Here is a 19875-nt window from a genome sequence, read left to right as displayed (position 1 = left end):
CGGCATCTTGCCAGCCATGTCATAAGCTTCCGACCATGGTGATCCCGCCCCCGCCGCCCGATGAAGACCGCCGCCTCGCGCGCCTGGCGGCGCTGGCCGTCATGGACAGCGCGCCCGAGCCGCTGTTCGACCACCTGGCCGCCCTGGCCGCACAGATCTGCGACACGCCCGTCGCGCTGCTGGGCCTGCTGGATGAAAAGCGCCAGTGGTTCAAGGCAGCGGTCGGCTTCGGCCGCAGCGAGACGCCGCGCGGGTTGACCTTCTGCGCCCACACGTTGCTGGCTGACGGGCTGTTCGAGGTCAGGGACGCACGGCAGGACGCGCGTTTCGTCGACCATCCCGACGTGCTGGCCAGCCCACCGCTGCGCTTCTACGCTGGCGTGCCGGTGCGCCTGGATGACGGCAGTCATCCAGGCACGCTCTGCGTCGTCGACTACCGGCCGCGCGAGCTGACCGAGGCCCAGCGCGAGGCGCTGACCCGTCTCGCCGACGCCGCTGCCGAGGCGCTGATGATGCGCGAGCGAGCCCTGCAGAGTAGCGATCCGGCGACCGCCGAGCAGTGCTTCGGCGTGCTGGCCGAGACGGCGCCACTGGGCGTCTTTCGCACCGATGCCTTCGGCCACTACATCTACACGAATGCGAACTGGCAGCGCCTGTGCGGCCTGTCGGCTCAGGCCGGCCTCGGCGAAGGCTGGGCCGCGACGCTGGCGTTGCAGGATCGCGCCGCCGTGCTGGACCACTGGCGGTGCAGCGTCGAGCAGCGCCAGCCCTTCGAGATGCGCTACCGGCTGCGCCTGGGCGGTGGTCTGCGCCAGGTCTGGGCACGCGCCAAGCCGCTGCTGGCACCTGACGGCGTTCTGCGCGGCTTCGTCGGCATCGTCGAGGACGTGACAGACCGCATCAGCGCCCAGCGCGAGCTGCGCGACAGCAAGGCCTTGCTTGACCGGACCGGTCGCGTGGCGGGCGTTGGCGGCTGGAGCCTGGACCTGCAGACCCAGGAGCTGGTCTGGAGCGACCAGACCTGCCGCATCCATGACCTCGAGCCCGGCCACCGGGCAACCCTGCAGGAGGGCATCAGCTACTACAAGCCCGAGGCCCGTCCGGTCATCGAGGCCGCCGTGCAGCGCGCCATCCAGCATGGTGAGTCCTGGAGCCTGGAGCTGCCCATGGTGACGGCTCGTGGCCGCGAGATCTGGGTGCTGGCACAGGGCCAGGTCGACTGGCAGGACGGCGTGCCGGTGCGGCTGGTGGGCGCCTTCCAGGACGTCACCGAACACCATCGCGCTGCCGTCGAGCTGGAGCGCAACCGCCAGCGTCTGCGCGTGCTGTACGAGTCGACGCCGGCGTTGATGCACTCGGTCGATGCCGGTGGCCGCGTGCTCAGCGTATCCGACCGCTGGCTGGAGCGGCTGGGCTACGAGCGAGCCCAGGTCATCGGCCGGCTCGTGGACGATTTCATGACGCCAGAGTCCGCACGTCAGGTGCGGGAGGTCTATCACCCGGCGCTGTGGCGCGATGGCCAGATCGGTGACTGCCCGGTGCAGCTGGTCTGCGCCGACGGGCGTTTGCGCGACGGGCTGGTCTCTGCCGTGGCGGAGTACACCCCCGATGGGCAGCCGCTGCGGGCGCTGGCGCTGGTGAACGACATCACCGAGGACCTGCAGCGCCGCGCCGAGCTGGCCCATGAGCAGCGCATGCGCCGCCGCACAGAACGCCACGTGCAGGAGCTGGACCAGCTGCTGCGCGAGCGCTCCGAGATGCTGGATGTGCTGGCCCACGAGGTGCGCCAGCCGCTCAACAACGCAAGCGCGGCGCTGCAGAGCGCCGCCGCCAGCCTGGCCGGTCGTGGCGAGCGTCAGGCACAGGAGCGGCTGACGCGGGCCCAGGCCGTGCTGGGTACCGTGCTGGCCGGCGTGGACAACACGCTGGCCGCCGCCAGCCTGCTCGCCGGCGGTGGCCGCATCACGCGCGAGGACACGGACATCGACACCTTGATCGCCGTGACCATCGCCGATCTGCCACGTGAGCAGCGCGACCGCGTCGTCGTCAGCCGGCACACGGCCACGCGCACGGCGCTGATGGACATGAGCCTGCTGCGGCTGGCTCTGCGCAACCTGCTGTCCAACGCGCTGAAGTACGCCCCCGGCGTGAGCCCGGTGACGCTGCACGTGATGGACTTCGACGAACCCCCGGCCCTGCAGCTGGAGGTAGCCGACGCCGGGCCCGGCATTCCACGTGAACTTCTGCCGCGGCTGTTCAACCGCGGCGCGCGTGGTGGCAGCGGGACCGAATCGGGGCACGGCCTGGGCCTGTACATCGTGCGCCGCGTGATGGACATGCATGGTGGCAGCGCGGAACTGTTGCGTACCAGCCCATTGGGGACGGTCATGAGGCTCACCCTCCCACAGGCGGACTAGGGCCGACTAGACTCCCGGCGCCTCAGCTTCGCTTGTCCCCGCGATGCCCATGCGCCCCGATGCCGCCGTGCTGGAGGAGTTGGCCGACCTGGCCTGGTCGGGCCAGCATCAGCGCCTGATCGATACCAGCGCGGCCTGGTGCGGCGAGGGACGGGTGCTGGAGCTGCGCGCCGAGAGCTTCATTGCGCTGGGCGATCTGTCCGCCGCGGCCGAGGCTGCCCAGGCTCTGGCCCGGCTGTCCGGTCGCCGCCCGGCTTGGCGGCTGCGAGCCCGTCTGGCGCTGGGCGGGGTGCAGATGCGTCGCGGCGAGCTGCTGCCGGCCATCGCCACCGCCGAGGCTGCGCTTGCCGGTGCCGGTGCCGAGCCCCTGGACCGTGCCTATGCACTGGCCTTGCTGTCCGAGGCGCAGTGCCGTTGCCAGCGCGAGCCGGCGCTGGCGCTGAGCCGCGTGCGCGAGGCGGCAGCGGTGTTCGCCGCCGCGGCCAAGCCGGTGCCCCAGGGGCGCTGCGGCTACGTCGAGTCCCTGCTACTGGGCATGCTGGGGCGAGTGGCCGAGGCCCGTGCGGCGGCCGAGGGCGCGCTGGCGCTGGCGCTGGCCAGCGGCGACCTGCTGGGCCAGGGCAATGCCCACAACGCGCTGACCTTCAACAACCCGGACCTGGCCGACTGCCTGCGCCTGTGCAAGCTGGCACTGGCGGCGTACGCCTCCGCCGGCTACGCCGAGCGTCAGGGCACGGCCATCCACAACATCGGCAACCACTACGTCACACTGGGCCTGAACCGGCGTGCGCGCCGCCACTATCTGGCCGCACTGGCGATCTGGCGCCGTACCGGCGCCACGGCGCTGCTCCCCTACACGCTGACGGCGCTGGCGCGGCTGGACCTGGAGGCCGGCGCGCTGGCTGGTGCGCGCGCCTATGCCGACGAGGCCGAAGCCCTGGGCCTGGCGCGGCAGAATCCCGGCTTTCGCTCCGAGGTCGCGCGGCTGCGTGGCGAGCTTGCTTTCGCGCAGGGCGACGCTGTCGCCGCGGCGGCGAGCTTCCGTCTGGCGTTGGCGCACTCGCCGTCGGCCGCTCAGCGCATGGCAGATCTGGGCCTGGTTGCCTGGGCGGAGCTGGGCGCCGGTCGCCTGCATGCCGCGCTGGAGGCCAGCGGCGAGGCGGCACGGCTGCACGCCGGGCAGGGCCTGGCTCCTCTGGAAAACCTGGATCTGACGGCGTTGTGGTGGCGGCGCTGCGAGGCGCTGCGCGCGGCTGGCCGCGGCCGCGAGGCTGGCGTGGCGCTGGGCCGGGCTTACCGCTTCCTGTGCCTGCGCCTTGCCGGGTTGTCCGACGAGGGGCTGAGACGCAACTCCGTGGCCAAGCGCCCGGTTGCGCGCGCCGTCGTGCTGGCCTGGCTGGCCGGCGGCGGTCGTGCCCGCCATCTGCACGGCGCGGCGCTGCTGGATGAGCGCTTTGCCCGTCAGGTGGACGTGGGCTTGCGCCTGGCCGAGCTGGCCTCGGGCGCAGAGCTGCATGAGTTCCTCGTGGACGAGTCGGCCGAGATCAGCGGCGCCGAGCGCGTGCTGCTGGTGCTGGAGGACGGGACCGGGCACCGCCACATCGCCAGCCATCTGCTGCCACAGGGCGATGCCGGCGGCGAGGCTGCCCTGCTGGCCGCCGTCTCGCCCTGGCTGGATGAGGCTCGCAGCAGCCGCGCCGCAAGCCTGCGCATCGGCCCCGCAGGCGCACTGCCCGTACAGCAGCGTTCCTGCCTGGTGGCGCCGCTGATCGCCGAGCGCGAGCTGCTGGGCTACCTCTACGCCGACCTGGACGGCGCCTTCGGCGCCTTCCGGCCGGCCGATCGCGACCTTCTGGTCATGCTGGCAGCCCAGGCAGCCGTCGCGCTGGCCAACCTGCGGCTGCGCGAGGGCCTGGAGCAGCGCGTGGCCGAACGCACGGCCGAGCTGCTGGCCAGCAAGGCTCAGGTGGAGCGTCGCGTGCAGGAACTGGCGATGCTGAACAGCCTGCAGCAGAGCCTGTCGCCCGAGTTGAGCTTCGAGGCCATCATCCAGCGTGTCGGTGACCGGCTCTGCGAGCTGCTCAAGACCCAGGACATCGGTATCCGCTGGCACGACCCGGCCACCGGAATGAATCACTACCTCTACGAACGCGAGCACGGCCTGCCCATCCAGCTGCCGCCCGAGCGGTCGACGCCGGACGGGCCCTTCGAGCGCATGCGTCGCACGCGCCAGCCGCTGGTGTGCCGCAACCTGGCCGAGATCCGTGCAGCCGGCCTGCTCGCGCTGCCGGGCACCGACCAGTGCCGCTCGTTCGCCAGCGTGCCCATTGTTGGCAGCGATCAGGTGCTGGGCGCCATCCTCGTCGAGAGCTACGAGCGCGAGGACGCCTTCAGCGAGGCCGATGTGCGCTTCCTCAGCACGGTCGGCGCCAGCGTGGGCGTGGCGCTGGAGAACGCGCGGCTGCTCGACGAGATCCGGCGCCGCACGCGGGAGAGTGCGGCGCTGGCTGAGGTGGGCCGCGAGATTTCTTCGACGCTTGACCTGGCGACGCTCATGAACCGCATCGCCGTCCATGCCAAGGAGTTGCTGGAGGCTGACAACAGCGCCATCTTCGTGCCCGAAGAGGAGGGTGTCGGGGCGCGGCGCTATCGCGCCATCGTTGCCGTCGGCGGCTACGAGAGCGAGGTGCGTGACGCCGTCGTCACGGCTGGCGAGGGCATCATCGGCTCGCTGATCGCCAAGGGCGAGCCTGGCGTCATCAACGCGACGCGCGACGATCCGCGTGGCATGCGTATGGCGGGTACCGCCGAAGACCCCGACGAACGCATGATGGTGGCGCCGCTGCGTGCCGGCCAGCGCGTGCTGGGAGCACTGACGGTCTGGCGCCTGGGTGGCCAGCCATTCCGGCGCGGCGAGCTGGACTTCCTTGTGGGCTTGAGCCTGGCGGCATCGGTAGCGATGGAGAACTCGCGGCTGTTCGGCGAGGCGCAGGCCGCCAAGGCCGCAGCCGAACAGGCCAATGCGGCCAAGAGTGCCTTCCTGGCGACCATGAGCCACGAGATCCGCACGCCCATGAACGCCATCATCGGCATGAGCGGCCTTCTGCTGGACTCGGTGCTGGATGAGGAGCAGCGTGACCACGCCGCCACCATCCGCGAGGCGGGCGAGGCGTTGCTGACCATCATCAACGACATTCTGGACTTCTCGAAGATCGAGGCCGGCCGCATGGAGATAGAGAGCGCGCCCTTCGCGCTGCGAGACTGTGTGGACGCCGCCATCGATCTGATTGCGCCGCGAGCCCGCGAGAAGGGGCTGGCGCTGGCCGTGGACCTGGCGCCCGCAGTGCCGGCCGGCATCCATGGCGACGTGGCCAAGCTGCGCCAGATCCTGCTCAACCTGCTGTCCAACGCGGTCAAGTTCACAGAGACCGGTGGCATCACCGTCGAGGTGGACGCTACGCCGGCCGAAGCAGGCGTGGAACTGCGATTCCAGGTGCGTGACACTGGCATCGGCCTGACCGACGAAGGCCTGTCGAGGCTGTTCCAGAGCTTCAGCCAGGCCGACGCGAGCACCTCGCGAAAGTATGGTGGCACAGGCCTGGGCCTGGCCATCAGCCGGCGCATGGCCGAGCTGATGGGCGGGCGCATGTGGGCCGAGAGCGACGGACCCGGCCATGGCGCGCGCTTTGGCTTCACGCTGCACGCTGCCGTGGCGGCCGACGTGCAGCCGGGGCCGCGCCGCCAGCGCAGCCAGCCGGTGGCGGTGCAGAACCTGGCCGAGCGCTATCCGCTGCGCATCCTGCTGGCCGAGGACAACGTGGTGAACCAGAAGCTGGCGCTGCGGTTGTTGCAGCAGATGGGCTACCGGGCGGACCTGGCGGCCAACGGGCTGGAGGCGATCGCGGCCGTGCAGCGACAGGACTACGACCTGGTGCTGATGGACGTGCAGATGCCGGAGATGGACGGCCTGGAGGCTTCGCGGCGCATCGTTGCGGCTGGCGAGCGACCGCGCATCGTCGCGATGACGGCCAATGCGATGCAGGGCGACCGCGAGGTCTGCCTGGCCGCCGGGATGGATGACTATCTCACCAAGCCCATCCGCGTCGACGAGCTTGCGGCGGCCCTGCTGAGAACGACGGCGAGGGAGGCCTGAATGACACCGCACAACGAGGGCGCGGAGATCCACGAGGAGCAACTGATCGCGGTGAGGCTGCAGATCCTGGCCGACAACATGCGCGCCGGAATGGCGGCCGCGCTGCTGGTGCTGCCGTTGCTGGCGGCAGCGCTGGCCTATGGCGGCGGGCTGGACCGGCCGCGCTTCCTGGCTTGGGCCGTCGCGGTGGTGGCGCTGGTGGCTGTCTTCTACGGCTTGCTGCTGCCGCGCCACCGGCCCTGGGTGGCTGCCGGCCGGGCCCGCGACTGGCTGCGCCTGCAGTGGGGCTTCCACCTGCTGCTGGGCCTGACCTGGGGGCTGGCAGGTGCACTGTTCTTCGAGCCTACGGTCATCCGCCTGACCACGCTGCTGGTACTGGCGCTGGGCATGTTCGTCAGTTGTGCGACCGCGACGGCCGTGTTGCTGCCGCTTGCCTACGCCTTCATCCTGCCCTGCGCGCTGCCCTTCCTGCTCAGCTGCCTGGCGGCCGGTGTCGAGCTGGCGCACCTGTTCGGCATGACTGCATTGCTGATCATGCTGTGTGCGCTGGCCTATGCGCATGTGTTCGCCAAGGCGCTGACCAACTCCATCCGCATGCGCTTCGAGAACCAGCGGCTGAACGAGGCGCTGACCGAGCAGCGCGTGCGCGAGCGCACTGCGGTGCTGGAGGCGGCGAGCGCGCACAAGTCGGCCTTCCTGGCCACGGTCAGTCACGAGATCCGCACGCCGATGAACGCCATCATCGGCATGAGCGGCCTGTTGCTGGATTCACCGCTGAGCGCCGAGCAGCGCGACTACGCCGCCACGATCCGGGACAGTGGTGAAACGTTGCTGACCATCATCAACGACATCTTGGATTTCTCCAAGATCGAGGCTGGTCGCATGGGCATCGAGCAGCATCCCTTCGAGCTGCGCGACTGCATCGAGTCGGCCCTGGACCTGATGGCCGTGCGGGCGGCAGAGAAGCGGCTGGAGCTGGCCTTCGAGCCGGAGACGGAGCTGCCACAAACGCTGCTTGGCGATGTGACACGGCTGCGCCAGGTTCTGCTCAACCTGCTGTCCAACGCGGTCAAGTTCACCGAGAGTGGGGAAGTCGTTGTCAGCGCGAGACTGCAGGCTGGCGAGCTGCATTTCGCTGTTCGCGACACCGGCATCGGGTTGACACAGGAGGGGCGCTCGCGCCTGTTCGCCAGCTTCAGTCAGGCCGACAGCAGCACCACCCGCAAGTATGGCGGTACGGGCCTGGGCCTCGCGATCAGCAAGCGTCTGGTGGAGCTGATGGGAGGGCGCATGTGGGCCGAGAGTGACGGTCCGGGCTGCGGCAGCTGCTTTCGCTTCACGTTGCCGGCCGTGGCGGGTGCCGCGCCGCAGGCGCCACGGCGAGAGTTCATCGGCACCCAGCCGGCGCTGAAAGGGCGGCGCATGCTGGTGGTCGACGACAACGCCACCAACCGTCGCATCCTCGCGCTGCAAGCCGCCAAATGGGGTATGACCGTGCGCGACACCGAGAGCCCGCTGGAAGCCCTGCAACTGGCCCTGGCCGAGTCCTTCGACCTGGTCGTCGTCGACATGCACATGCCGCACATGGACGGCCTGGCGCTTGCCCGCCGGCTGCGTGACCTCAAGCCCGAGTTGCCAAGGGTGCTGTTCACGTCGCTTGGCCGGCGCGACGTGGAGGAGGGATTGTTCGCCGCAGTCATGATGAAGCCGCTGCGCCAGAGCCAGCTCTTCGACACCTTGGTGACGGTGTTGCACCACGACGCCGCCCATGTGCCCGAGCCTTCCGTGGCACCGCGTCTGGACTCGCAGATGGCCGCGCGCCATCCGCTGCGCGTGCTGCTGGCCGAGGACAACGCGGTGAACCAGAAGCTGGCGCTGCGCCTGTTGGGGCAGATGGGCTACCGCGCCGACGTGGCGGCCGACGGCGTCGAGGCCGTCGAGTGCGTGCAGCGCCAGCCCTACGACCTGGTGTTGATGGATGTGCAGATGCCCGAGATGGACGGTCTGGCGGCTACCCGGCTGATCGTCGAGCGCCTGGGTGAACGACGGCCGCGCATCGTCGCGATGACGGCCAACGCGATGCAGGGCGACCGCGAGGCCTGCCTTGCGGCCGGCATGGATGACTATCTGACCAAGCCCATCCGCGTGGAAGCGCTGGTACAGGCCTTGCAAGACACGGCGCCGCGGTCATGATGACGTGCCTTGGATCGGCAACCGATGGATGTGCAGGGAAGCGCCGGGACGCTGCGGCGCCAAGGAGGAGCCCATGGCGGTGATCGACGAACAGGTGTTTGCGGCCCTGGTGGACAGCGCCGGGGCGGATTTCATGCCCGAGCTGATCGACTCCTTCCTGGAGGACGCACCGCAGGGCCTGGCGGCGCTGCGCGCGGCGCTGGCGGCGGGCGACGCCGTGGCCTTCCGGCGCGGCGCGCATTCGCTGAAGAGCAACGGCGTGACCTTCGGCGCCATGGACTTTGCCGACGCGGCACGGGAGCTGGAGCACACGCCGCTGGCCGAGCTGGGTGTGGCGGCCGCGGCCCGCGTGCAGGCACTGGACACGCTGTTCGAGGCCGTGGCTGCAGCGCTGAAGGAGCGCCGCCATGCGTGACCGCAGAGCCAAGCGCGCGCGCATCCTGCTGGTCGAGGACAACCGCGTCAACCGTTTGCTGCTGGCGCGGCATGTGGAGCTGCTAGGCCACCAGGTCGAGATGGCGGAGGACGGCCTGGCCGCGCTTGCGCGGGTGCAGCAGGAGGCCTTCGACCTGCTGCTGGTGGACATCCACATGCCGGGCATGGGCGGCATCGAGCTGCTGGAGCGGCTGCGAGCCAGCCCCGAGCTCAGTGAGCTGCCGGTCATCGTGACCTCGGCCGTCGAGGGCCTGGACAGCATCGTGCGCTGCATCGAGCTGGGCGCGGAAGACTATCTGCACAAGCCGGTCAACCTCGTGCTGCTGAAGGCGCGCATCAATGCAAGCCTGGAGCGCAAGCACCTGCGTGACCGGCAGCGCGATCTGGTGCGCCGCTTCGCGACCCGGGAGGTGGCCGAGGAGCTAGAGGCCGAAGGCTTCGCCTTGGGCGGCCGCAAGGTGCAGGCTACGGTGATGTTCTGCGATATCCGCGGCTTCACGACGCTGGCTGAGTCCCAGCCTCCCGAGGACATCATCGAGCTGCTCAATACCTATTACACGTTGATGTTCGCGGCCATCAACGGCCATGGCGGTGTCGTCAACCAGATGATCGGAGACGGCCTGATGGCCATCTTCGGCGCGCCGCAGCCGCTGCAGGCGCCAGGGCGATGCGCCGTGCAGGCGGCGGCCGAGATGATCGAGATGGTGGCCCAGTTCAGCCAGGAGCAGCGCGCCGCGGGCAGGCCCGAGATCCACATCGGCGTGGGCATCGCCAGCGGTGATGTTGTGGCCGGCTACACCGGCACGCGCCAGCGCGCCACGTACACCTGTATCGGAGACACGGTCAACGTGGCAGCCCGGCTGGAGCAGCACACCAAGCAGGCCGGGCGCGAAGTGCTCATCGATGCCGCTACCCGCGCCCAGCTTGCTGATGTGCTGCCCTGCGAGCCGCTGGGGCCTGTGCAGTTCAAGGGCAAGACGAGTTCGGTCGACGTGTTCGCGCTGGTGCTCGCATGACCGGCGGTTACCACGACCGCTTGCTCGGAGAGCTGCTGGCCCGTGCCTTCGGCGAACTGGACGCGGCCACGCTGGGGCTGCTGCGCGAGCAACTGGCCTGGGTGGAGGTGGCCGGCGGACAGACGCTGATGCGCCAGGGCGAGGCGGGCGACTCCATGTACCTTTCGGTCAGTGGGCGTCTGCGTGCGTACGTGGGCCAGGACGGCGAGGCACCACGCATGGTGAGGGAGCTGGGACGCGGGCAGGTCATCGGCGAGATGAGCCTCTACACGGATGCGCCGCGCTCTGCCACTGTCGTGGCCATCCGCGACTCGCTGCTGGTGCGCCTGGACAAGGCGCAGTTCCTGCATCTCGTAGAGCGCCATGCAGGGATTGGCATCGCGCTGACGCGCCAGATCGTGCACCGGCTGCAGACAGAGCATGTCGCCGCGCCGTTTGCCGCGCCTGTCGTGCAGACGCTGTTGCCCATCACGGCGGGCGTGGACCTGGCCGGTTTCGCCCGCGGCCTGTCGGCGCAGCTGGGGCGCTTCGGGCGGGCCTGCGTGGTCGACGCTGCGGCGGTGCGTGCGGCAGTTGGCGATGGTGGCGATCACTACCGGGAGGTGTCGCTGTGGCTTGACGAGGTCGAGTCTGCCCACGACTTCGTACTGCTGCTCGCCGACGACGCGCCGACGCCGTGGACGCGCTGCTGCTGCCGCCACGCCGACGAGGTGCTGCTGTTGGCCGATGCGAATTCCGCGCCGGCCGTGCATGCCAGCGAGACGCAATGCCTGGTCGAGCGGCCGCCGCGCACCGAGGCTGCCGAGATCCTCGTGCTGCTGCACACGACCGATGCGCCGGCGCCGCGCGGCACTGCGGCCTGGCTGGCGCGCCGGCCGGTGGCCGAGCATTTCCACGTGCGGCCATCGCAGGCCGGCGACATGGCGCGCCTGGCCCGGCTGCAGGCGCGGCGCGGTGTAGGCCTGGTGCTCGCCGGCGGCGGCGCGCGCGGCTTTTCCCACCTGGGCCTGTTGCGCGCGCTGCAGCAGCACGGCGTGGAGATCGACTGCGTCGGCGGCACCAGCATGGGCTCGGTGATGGCGGCATTGGTGGCCTGCGACCAGCCGCTGCAGCGCGTCATGGATGTGTCGCGCGATGCCTTCAGGCGAAATCCGACCGGCGACTTCAATCTGCTGCCACTGATCTCGCTGATCCGCGGCCGGCGATTGCGCGCCAGCCTGGACCGAGCCCTCGGCGCGCTGGTGGGCGCCCGGGCCGGCATCGAGGACCTGTGGAAACCCTTCTATTGCATCGCCACCAACTACTCCCAGGCCAGCGAAGCCCTGCTGACCCGCGGCCCGCTGGAGCAGGCGCTGCGGGCGAGCACTGCGATCCCCGGAGCGCTGCCACCCGTTGTCGTCGACGGCGACCTGCTCTGCGACGGCGGCAGCTTCAACAACTTCCCCGTCGACGTGATGCGGGCGCGGCGCGGCATTGGCCTCGTCATCGGTGCCGACCTGAGCCTGCACAAGGCCCGCAAGCTCGATTTCGACGAGGTGCCCGGTTCCTGGGCACTGCTGCGCGACCGGTTGCGCCCGCGCGGCCGGCGGCGCTACCGGCTGCCCGCGCTGTCGGCCTATCTGCTGAACGTGACCATCCTCTACAGCAGTTCGCGCCGCCGCGCCGCGCAGGCTGCCTGCGATGTCTATTTCAACCCGCCGCTGGAGCGCGTGGGCCTGCTGGCCTGGCAGCGCTTCGACGCCATCGTCGAGCAAGGCCATGTCCATGCCGAGGAGGTGCTGGCCCGTCCCGAAGTCCAAGCCCTGCTAAAACCATGACCGACACACTTGCCACTGCTCTCGGCCTGATCGGCGCTGCGCTGATGCTGGCCAGCTACCTGATGAAGAGCATGCTGCCGCTGCGCGTCGTTGCGTTGACGGCTTGCTGCTTCCTCGTCGCCTACGGCGCACTCAAGTCGGCGCTGCCGACGCTGCTGCTCTACGGTGCATTGGTGCCCATCAACATCAAGAAGACGCTGCAGATCAGGAAGCTTGTCAAGGCCATAGAGAACGCGCGTGCCGACACGCCTGCCTCGGAGTGGCTGCTGCCGCACATGCACCGCCGCAGCGTCGCGACCGGTACCACGCTGTGGCGCAAGGACGACGTGGCGACCGAGATGCTCTACCTCGAGTCCGGCACGCTGCGCCTGGTGGAGTACGACGAGACACTGCAGCCCGGAGCACTGGTCGGCGAGATCGGCCTGTTCGCCCCCGACAGACGTCGCACGCTGACACTAGAGGCCACGAGCGACTGCGTCGTCTACAGCCTCACGGCGGAGGAGATGGCTCTGCTCTACTATCAGAATCCCAAGCTCGGCTTCCATGTCATGCGTCTCATCGTCGCCCGGCTGATGCACGACGTGCAGCGCAGCCATCCCGCCACGTCCTCCGAGGCATGAGGGGCCCGCTCAGCCTGCGCAGCCAGCTCAGCCTGGTGCTTGGCGGACTGTCGCTGGCCATCCTTGCCCTGGTGGGTGGCTACCTCGGCAAGGTTGCCACCGACGAGCTCTACACGGCTCAGCAGGCGGCCGTGCGCGCGACCGCGCAGTCCGCAGCTGAGCTGCTGGCCGCCCAGCTGCGCGACCGCGAGCGCGAGATCAAGCTGCTCAGCGGCGCCCCTCAGCTCGTCGAGGGACCTCTGGACGGCAGCCGCGTGCGCAACGCGCTTGAGCGCCGTGCGGAGCTTCACGACGAGTTCGCCTGGGTGGGCGTGGCTGACCCCGACGGCAAGGTGCTGCAAGCCACGGGCGGAATGCTGACCGGTGGCTCGGTTGCCCAGCGCGGCTGGTTCATCGCTGCACGCGAGCGCGTCTACGTGGGGGACTTGAATGACGCCCAGCCGCTGGCCGCCCTGCTGCCGGCTTCGCCGGGCAGCGAGCCGGCTCGCTTCATCGATTTCGCCGCGCCTATCCGCGATGCAGAGGGGCGGTTGCTGGGCGTGGTGGGGGCGCAGGCGCACTGGAACTGGATCACCGGCGTCGTGGAGAGTGTGACGCGCCGGCAGAAGCCTGGCGGCGGCATCGACGCCCTCATCATCGACCGCGAGGGCCGGGTGCTCTACCCCGAGGCGATGGCGGTGGCCCAGGCCGGCGGTGAGCTCGTTCTGCCCAGGGCGCTGGCCAATGGGCGCTTCGAGGGGCTGCTGCGCTTCGGTGACGGTCGGGACTACCTCACCAGCGAAGCGCCGCTGCTGACGCGCACCAATGCCGAGCTGGGTTGGCGCATCGTTGCGCGCCAGCCCATGGAGCTGGCGCTGCGTCCGGTGCGCGATCTGCGGCGGGAACTGGTGCTGCTGGGCGTCCTGGCGGCGGCAGTGCTGACGCTGGCGGCCCTGCTGCTGGCGCGGCGTGTCAGCAAGCCGGTCGAACGGCTTGCGCGCATTGCCGAGCGCGTGGAGGCCGAGCGCCGTATCCCCGAGTTCCCCGTCGAACCTGCCTCGCTGGAGTTGGCGAGGCTCAGCAACGCGATGAGGTCGATGGCGCAGTCGCTGCTGGAGACCGAACAGGCCTTGCAGAAGACCAATGCGACGCTGGAGGCCCAGGTACGGGAGCGTACCGCCGAGTTGCAAGCCGCCAATGCGGCGTTGGAGCACCTGGCCACCCGCGACCCGCTGACCGGCCTGCACAACCGTCGCAGCCTCGACGCCCGGCTCGCCGAGGCGCTGGCGCTGGATCGTCGCTATGGCGCCGCCAACGGGCGTGTGCACGGACTGCTGCTGATCGACGTGGATCATTTCAAGCAGGTCAACGACGTTCACGGCCACCCGGCCGGTGACGCCGTGCTGCGCCGGCTGGCGCAACTGCTGCAGGCGACGCTGCGCATCAGCGACGTGGCTGCCCGCTTCGGCGGTGAGGAATTCGCGGTGCTGCTGCCGGAGCTGGGCGGGCCGCTGGAGGCGGTGCAGGCGGCTGAGAAGATCCGTGCAGCGGTGCAAGCCGAGACCTTCCATGGGGTCGGTAGGCTGACTGTCAGCATTGGCGTCAGCCTGGCGGTGCCGGAGGATGCCGATGTGCGTTCGCTGATCGCCCGTGCCGATGCCGCGTTGTACGAGGCCAAGCGCGGCGGCCGCAATGCCGTCGTGTTGAAGGAGAACGAGGCTGCGGCCTAGCGCCGCGCAGCCCTCGATGGGCTCAGATCAGCTGCAGCGGCGCCCGGAACACGTAGCCGACGCGCGACTTGCTCTGCAGCGGCACCAGGGTGGGCGTGGCGCGCTCGATGCGGCGGCGCAGCCGGTAGATGGTGGCCGACAGGCCATCGTCGGTCTCGCCTTCGGCCACTTCGCGGCCAAGCTTGTTCAGCAGGGCCTCACGCGTGACGGGCTCGCCGTTGGCCTGGGCAAAGCACTCCAGCAGCTGGCGGTCGGCTTCGCTGAGCTGGATGCGCGTGCCGTCCGGCACAACGAGTTCGCCGCTGGCTCGGTCCAGTTTCCATACGGCGTCGGCCGCCGAGGGCTTGGCGACTCGGCGCTGCACGGCGGCGATCGCCAGAGACACCTGCTCGAACTGCACCGGCTTGACGAGGTACATGTCGGCGCCAGCCGTGATGACCTCGCGGAAGACTTCGGGCCCGAGGCGGCCCGACACGACCACGACCCCGGCATCGGTGCGGCGGCGCAGGATCTTGATGAGCTCCACGCCGTTGACGCCGGGCAGCATCAGGTCGACGAGATAGAAGTCGAAGGAGAACGCGTCCGGCGAAGCAAGCAGGGCATTGCTGTCGTCGAAACGGCTGACGGCGATACCCTGCTCCAGGAGGAACTGGGCCAGGAATTCCGAATACTCTGCGTCGTCGTCGATGAGGGCAAGGGTCTTGGGCTGCATGGCGGGCGTGGGCTCGAGAGCAACCGAGGAGTTTGCCGCATGACAGAGCCGTCAGCATGCTTTCAATCGCCCTTATCGCGTCGAATTGCGCGGTCTTCATGCCATAAATGATTGACAACGGCCCGGCGCGGTGTGAAATCTGCAATAAACGGGAGACAAGCGATGGACGAAATCCCCCAGGGCGCGGCGCTTGATCCGCTGGACTGGCTGCTGCCCGGTCATCGTGCCGCGCCGGCGGATGCGCTGCGGCGCATCCAGGCGCTGTGCGCCGCCTGGCCCGACCTGTATGCAGCGATGTTCGTCGTGCTGGCCGCTCACCAGGAGTTGCCGAGGGACATGCTGGCCGCGGCAATCAAGCAGTTCCGCAGCGACCTCGACGCCTACACCCGGGAGGACGTGGTCGGCCTGCTGACGGCGATCTGGAACGGCGGGCGCAGCGGCTTTGATGCGGTGCTGCGCACGCGCGCCAACTCGCCCAGGAAGGGCGCCGGCGGCTTCTCCTGGGTCAAGGAGTAGGCTTCTTCAGGCCCAGCGCAGCCCAGCCTTCGTGGCCCAGGCGGGCCAGCGTGTCGAGGTTGTTCTCGTAGATGGAGGCCGTGTCGGGCATGGACTCGACGGCGCGTTCAATGCTCTCCTCGCGCAGCAGGTGCAGCGTGGGGTAGGGCGAGCGGTTGCTGTAGTTGGCGATGTCGTCGGCTTCGCTGCCCTCGAACTGGTAGCCGGGATGAAAGTCGGCGATCTGCAGGACGCCGTCGAGCTTCAGCTCCTCGACCAGGGCGTCGGCAGCGTCGAGGAAGTCGTTGAAATCCAGGAACTCGGTCAGCACGTTCGGATGAATGAGCAGCGTCGTGTCGACGTCCTCCGGATCGGCGCGGTTCAGCGCCAGCAGTTCGCGGGCGAGGTCTTGCAGCAGTTGCTCGGGCTCCTTTGCGTCGCTGACGACGTAGCGGATGCGCTCGTTGACGTGAACGGCCTTGGCGAACGGGCACAGGTTCAGGCCGATGACGGCCTTGACGACCCAGTCGCGGGTGTCGGAGATGATCTGATCGTGGGTCATGGTTTGGGTGTGTTCAGCCACTGTTCGGCCATCTGCACCCACATCGAGCCACCGAGCGGAATGAGGTCGTCGTTGAAGTCGTAGCTGGGGTTGTGCAGCGTGCATGGCCCCATGCCGTGGCCGCCGATGCGGTGCTCGCCGTCGCCGTTGCCGATCAGGAAGTAGCAGCCCGGCTTGTCCAGCAGGTAGTAGCTGAAGTCCTCGGCGCCCATCGTGGGCTCGAACTCCTGTACGTTGTCGGCGCCGACCATGTCGGCCAGTACGCGGCGCACGAAGTCGGTTTCGGCGGGGTGGTTGATGGTGGGCGGGTAGTTGCGGTGGAACTCGAACTCTGCCTTCAGCTCGAAGGCGCCGGCCAGCTGTTCCGTCATGTCCTTCATGCGGCGCTCCAGCAGGTCCAGCAGCTCCAGCGTGAAGGTGCGTACCGTGCCCTCCATGACGACGGAGTCGGGCACGACGTTGGTGGCCTCGCCGGCGTGGATCATCGTGACCGAGATGACGCCAGGGTCGATAGGCCGCTTGTTGCGACTGATGATGGTCTGGAAGGCCGACACCAGTTGGCAGGCGGCCGGCACGGGGTCCAGCCCCAGGTGCGGCATTGCCGCGTGCGAGCCCTTGCCGCGCAGGGTGATCTTGAACTCGTTGCTGCTCGCGAATACCGGGCCGGTCTTCACCGCGAACTGGCCGGCCTTCATGCCAGGCCAGTTGTGGGCGCCGAACATGGCCTCCATCGGGAACTGCTCGAAAAGGCCGTCCCTGATCATCTCGCGCGCGCCGCCGCCACCCTCCTCGGCAGGCTGGAATACCAGGTAGACCGTGCCATCGAAGTTGCGATGCGTGGCCAGGTGCTTGGCGGCGGCCAGCAGCATGGCCGTGTGGCCATCGTGGCCGCAGGCATGCATGCGGCCCAGGTAGCTGCTGGCGTGCGGGAACTGGTTGCGCTCCGTCATCGGCAGGGCGTCGATGTCGGCGCGCAGGCCCACGGCGCGGCTCGACGTGCCGTTCTTGACGATGCCCACTACGCCGGTCTTGCCCAGGCCGCGGTGGACGGGTATACCCCAGTCCGTCAGCGCCTTGGCGATGACGTCCGCGGTGCGCTCCTCGTGGAAGCAGAGTTCGGGGTGCTTGTGCAGGTCGCGGCGGATAGCCGTGATCTCCGGCGCGTCGGCCAGGATGGTGTCGATGAGCTTCATGACGGGGTGACTTCAGGCTCTGTAAGAGGCCGAGTTTAGGATTGCGGCCGTGAACCTGCGTCGCAATGTCCGAAGCTGGCTGTTCTGGCTGGCCCTGCTGCTCCCTATCGCGCAAGCGGTGGCGGGGGTGCACGCGCTGTCGCACGCCACTGGCGACCGCCAGGACGAAGGCATCGCCCATCTGGTTCACTGCGATCTCTGCCTGACCGCGGCCAACCTGGCCGGCGGCGCTCCGGCTGCCGAGCCAGGCCCGCTGCCGGCCTGCGATGCGGTCGAGGCGCGTGCCACCGCACGGCACGACGCCATCGTCGAACGCGCCGCCGACTGGCGCCCCCCGGCCCGCGCGCCGCCCGCTTCCGCCTGAATTCCAAGCCCTTTCCCGCGCCGTCGTCGACGCAGCGCGGGCCCGTGCGTTTTCTTGCGGAAGTTTTCTCATGCGTTCCTTTGCGCTGGCGCCGATCGCGGCCGCCTGTTTCCTCTCGCTCGCCGCCCAGGCGGACCCCGCCCCGGCCGAGGCCCTCGACAAGGTCGTCGTCACCGGCAACCCCCTGAAGAGCCAGGTGCTGGCCCAGCCCAGCGATTCGCTGGCCGGTGACCAGCTTGTGCTGACCCGCGCCGCCAACCTCGGCGACACGTTGCAGGGGCTGGCCGGCGTGGCGGCCACCAACTTCGGACCCAACGCCAGCCGGCCCAGCATTCGCGGCCTGGACGGCGATCGGGTGCGCATCCTCAACAACTCGGGCGCGTCGGTGGATGCGTCCAACCTCAGCTTCGACCACGGCGTGGCCATCGACCCGCTGGTCATCGACAAGGTCGAGGTGCTGCGTGGCGCCGCAGCGCTGCTGTACGGCGGCAATGCGGTGGGCGGCGTCGTCAACACGCTGGACAACCGCATTCCGCGCGTATTCACGCCGGGCCTCAGCGGCGCGGCCGAAGTACGCCTGGGTGGTGCGTCGCGGGACAAGAGTGGTGCCGTCGTGCTGGACGGCGGCAGTGGCCAGGCTCATTCCGGCTTCGGCTGGCACGTCGACCTGGCCGGCCGCGACGCCGGCGACCAGATCGCACCTCGCTTCGACAGTGACGGCGAGAGCCGCACCAGCGTACGCAACTCCGCCGCCCGCAGCCACGGCGGCGCGGTGGGCGGCTCGGTGTTCTTTCAGGGCGGCTTCGCCGGTGTGTCGGTGGACGACTTCCACACCAACTACGGCACCACGGCTGAGGAGGATGTGACCATCCGCATGCAGCGCCAACGTCTGGCCACGGCCGGCGAATGGGCCACGCCGGACGGGCCTGTTCACCGCATCAGCTGGCAGCTGAGCCGCAATCGCTACGAGCACACGGAAATGGAGGGCGACGCGGTAGGAACGACGTTCAAGAGCACTGGCACCGATGGCCGCGTCGAGATCGAGCACGCCGCCCTCGGCCCCGTGCGCGGTCTGTTGGGGGTGCAGACCGAGTCGCTGGACTTCTCGGCACTGGGCGAGGAGGCCTTCGTGCCCAGCACGCGCACGCGCAACACCGGCGTCTTCTTGCTGGAGCAGGCGAAGCTGGGCGGCGCGGACTGGTCGGCCGGCGCGCGCATGGAGCGAGTGACGGTGGAATCGGACGGCGGCGAGCGCTTCGGCGATGCGCAGTCGCGCCGGTTCCGGCCGCTGAGCCTGGCGCTGAGTGCCGTCTATCCGCTCTCCGAAGCCTGGAGCCTCAGCGCCAACCTGAACCGCACCGAGCGTGCGCCGGCCTACTACGAACTGTTCGCCAACGGGTTGCACGTGGCCAGCGCGGCTTTCGAGCGCGGTGACGCCAGCCTGGGCCTGGAGAAGTCCAAGGGCCTGGATGTGGGCGTGAAGTGGGAGGGCGACGGTAGCCACGTGCACGTCAACGTCTATGAGACCCGCTTCGCCAACTACATCGCGCTGCAGGCCACCGGCGAGATGGCCGACCACGACGGGGAAGAGGTACCGGTCTACGCCTTCCAGGCGGTACCGGCGCGGCTGCGCGGCGTGGAGATCGAGGGGCGCTGGCAAGTCAGCCCGGCGCTTGCGCTGCTGAGCCAGCTGGACGCCGTGCGTGGCGACAACCGCGCCACTGGCGAGCCGCTGCCCCGCCTGGCGCCGCTGCGCGCCATGCTGGGCCTGGAAGCCAAGCAGGGCGACTGGACGGCAAAGCTGGAATGGCGCGGCGCAGCCCGCCAGACTCGCGTCGCCCAGTTCGACACGCCGACGCCGGGCTACGGTACGGTGCGCGTGTCGGTCGCTCGCCAACTGCGCTGGGGCCAGACGGACGCACTCTGGTACCTGAAGCTGGACAACCTCGCCAACAAGCTGGCCTACAACGCCACTGCGGTTCCCACCATCCGGGACTTGGCGCCCCAGCCGGGCCGATCCGCCAGCACGGGCCTGCAGATCAGGTTCTAACGCGGGAAACCGAGGCCCCGGTATAAATCCGGTGCCTCGGCGCCCCGGTGGCGGGCATTCTGCACTCGAGCAGTGCCAGCGCGCACCAGAAGCCGCCGCCTCCCGCGGGCGCGGAACTTGCGTCGCTGGTTCTGGGAAC

At 69.4% G+C, this 19875-nt stretch carries 14 protein-coding genes; 11 read left to right on the top strand and 3 right to left on the bottom strand.

The genetic code is table 11. The annotated features are described in order from the left end of the window. Nucleotides 1–35 precede the first annotated feature (35 nt). From QM732_RS19680 to QM732_RS19645, 8 genes are all read left to right on the top strand, one after another. On the top strand, nt 36–2417 hold the full coding sequence (locus tag QM732_RS19680) for a PAS domain S-box protein (RefSeq protein ID WP_415657786.1): 2382 nt from the start codon (nt 36–38) through the stop codon (nt 2415–2417). A 43-nt stretch (nt 2418–2460) separates the two neighbouring features. Then, nucleotides 2461–6570, top strand: a complete 4110-nt coding sequence (locus tag QM732_RS19675; protein ID WP_415657785.1) for a GAF domain-containing protein — start codon at nt 2461–2463, stop codon at nt 6568–6570. Next, a complete protein-coding gene (locus QM732_RS19670; RefSeq protein WP_415657784.1) occupies nt 6571–8763 on the top strand; it encodes a response regulator in 2193 nt (730 codons plus the stop codon). Between the two features lie 73 nt (nt 8764–8836). Continuing rightward, nucleotides 8837–9178, top strand: coding sequence for an Hpt domain-containing protein (locus QM732_RS19665; protein ID WP_415657783.1), 342 nt, complete (start codon nt 8837–8839; stop codon nt 9176–9178). Next, nucleotides 9171–10214 carry an adenylate/guanylate cyclase domain-containing protein gene (locus QM732_RS19660; RefSeq protein ID WP_415657782.1) on the top strand — a complete coding sequence of 348 codons (1044 nt, stop codon included), beginning with the start codon at nt 9171–9173 and terminating at the stop codon, nt 10212–10214. Before QM732_RS19665 ends, QM732_RS19660 begins: the two co-directional genes overlap by 8 nt. Next, a complete protein-coding gene (locus tag QM732_RS19655) occupies nt 10211–12031 on the top strand; it encodes a cyclic nucleotide-binding and patatin-like phospholipase domain-containing protein (RefSeq protein ID WP_415657781.1) in 1821 nt (606 codons plus the stop codon). The genes QM732_RS19660 and QM732_RS19655 overlap by 4 nt, the downstream gene beginning before the upstream one ends. Continuing rightward, the gene (locus QM732_RS19650) at nt 12028–12651 is read left to right on the top strand and encodes a Crp/Fnr family transcriptional regulator (protein WP_415657780.1); all 624 of its coding nucleotides are present in this window, start codon (nt 12028–12030) and stop codon (nt 12649–12651) included. Before QM732_RS19655 ends, QM732_RS19650 begins: the two co-directional genes overlap by 4 nt. Further along, nucleotides 12648–14360 (top strand): diguanylate cyclase, encoded by a 1713-nt coding sequence (locus tag QM732_RS19645; protein WP_415657779.1) that lies wholly within the window; start codon nt 12648–12650, stop codon nt 14358–14360. The genes QM732_RS19650 and QM732_RS19645 overlap by 4 nt, the downstream gene beginning before the upstream one ends. A gap of 22 nt (nt 14361–14382) precedes the next feature. On the opposite strand, the gene QM732_RS19640 is transcribed toward QM732_RS19645, so the two are convergent. Beyond that, complete coding sequence (locus QM732_RS19640) at nt 14383–15072, bottom strand: response regulator transcription factor (RefSeq protein WP_415657778.1); 690 nt, start codon at nt 15070–15072, stop codon at nt 14383–14385. Between the two features lie 162 nt (nt 15073–15234). On the opposite strand from QM732_RS19640, the gene QM732_RS19635 reads away from it, so the two are divergent. Continuing rightward, nucleotides 15235–15588: a hypothetical protein gene (locus QM732_RS19635; RefSeq protein WP_415657777.1), complete on the top strand. Its 354-nt coding sequence runs from the start codon at nt 15235–15237 to the stop codon at nt 15586–15588. On the opposite strand, the gene QM732_RS19630 is transcribed toward QM732_RS19635, so the two are convergent. Both QM732_RS19630 and QM732_RS19625 read right to left on the bottom strand, forming a co-directional pair. Beyond that, nucleotides 15578–16129 (bottom strand): DUF1415 domain-containing protein, encoded by a 552-nt coding sequence (locus tag QM732_RS19630; RefSeq protein ID WP_415657776.1) that lies wholly within the window; start codon nt 16127–16129, stop codon nt 15578–15580. The two genes, QM732_RS19635 and QM732_RS19630, sit on opposite strands and share 11 nt — an antisense overlap. Further along, nucleotides 16126–17322: a M20 aminoacylase family protein gene (locus tag QM732_RS19625; protein ID WP_415657775.1), complete on the bottom strand. Its 1197-nt coding sequence runs from the start codon at nt 17320–17322 to the stop codon at nt 16126–16128. The genes QM732_RS19630 and QM732_RS19625 overlap by 4 nt, the downstream gene beginning before the upstream one ends. Nucleotides 17323–17371: 49 nt before the next feature. Here QM732_RS19625 and QM732_RS19620 point away from each other — a divergent pair, with 49 nt between their 5' ends. Further along, the gene (locus QM732_RS19620) at nt 17372–17686 is read left to right on the top strand and encodes a hypothetical protein (protein WP_415657774.1); all 315 of its coding nucleotides are present in this window, start codon (nt 17372–17374) and stop codon (nt 17684–17686) included. A gap of 70 nt (nt 17687–17756) precedes the next feature. Continuing rightward, nucleotides 17757–19736 carry a TonB-dependent receptor gene (locus QM732_RS19615; RefSeq protein ID WP_415657773.1) on the top strand — a complete coding sequence of 660 codons (1980 nt, stop codon included), beginning with the start codon at nt 17757–17759 and terminating at the stop codon, nt 19734–19736. Nucleotides 19737–19875: the final 139 nt, after the last annotated feature.

The organism is Roseateles sp. (assembly GCF_047654805.1).
GTDB lineage: Bacteria > Pseudomonadota > Gammaproteobacteria > Burkholderiales > Burkholderiaceae_C > Pelomonas.
The sequence above is the reverse complement of the archived record's forward strand: the minus strand, read 5'-3'. Positions and strand labels throughout refer to the sequence as shown.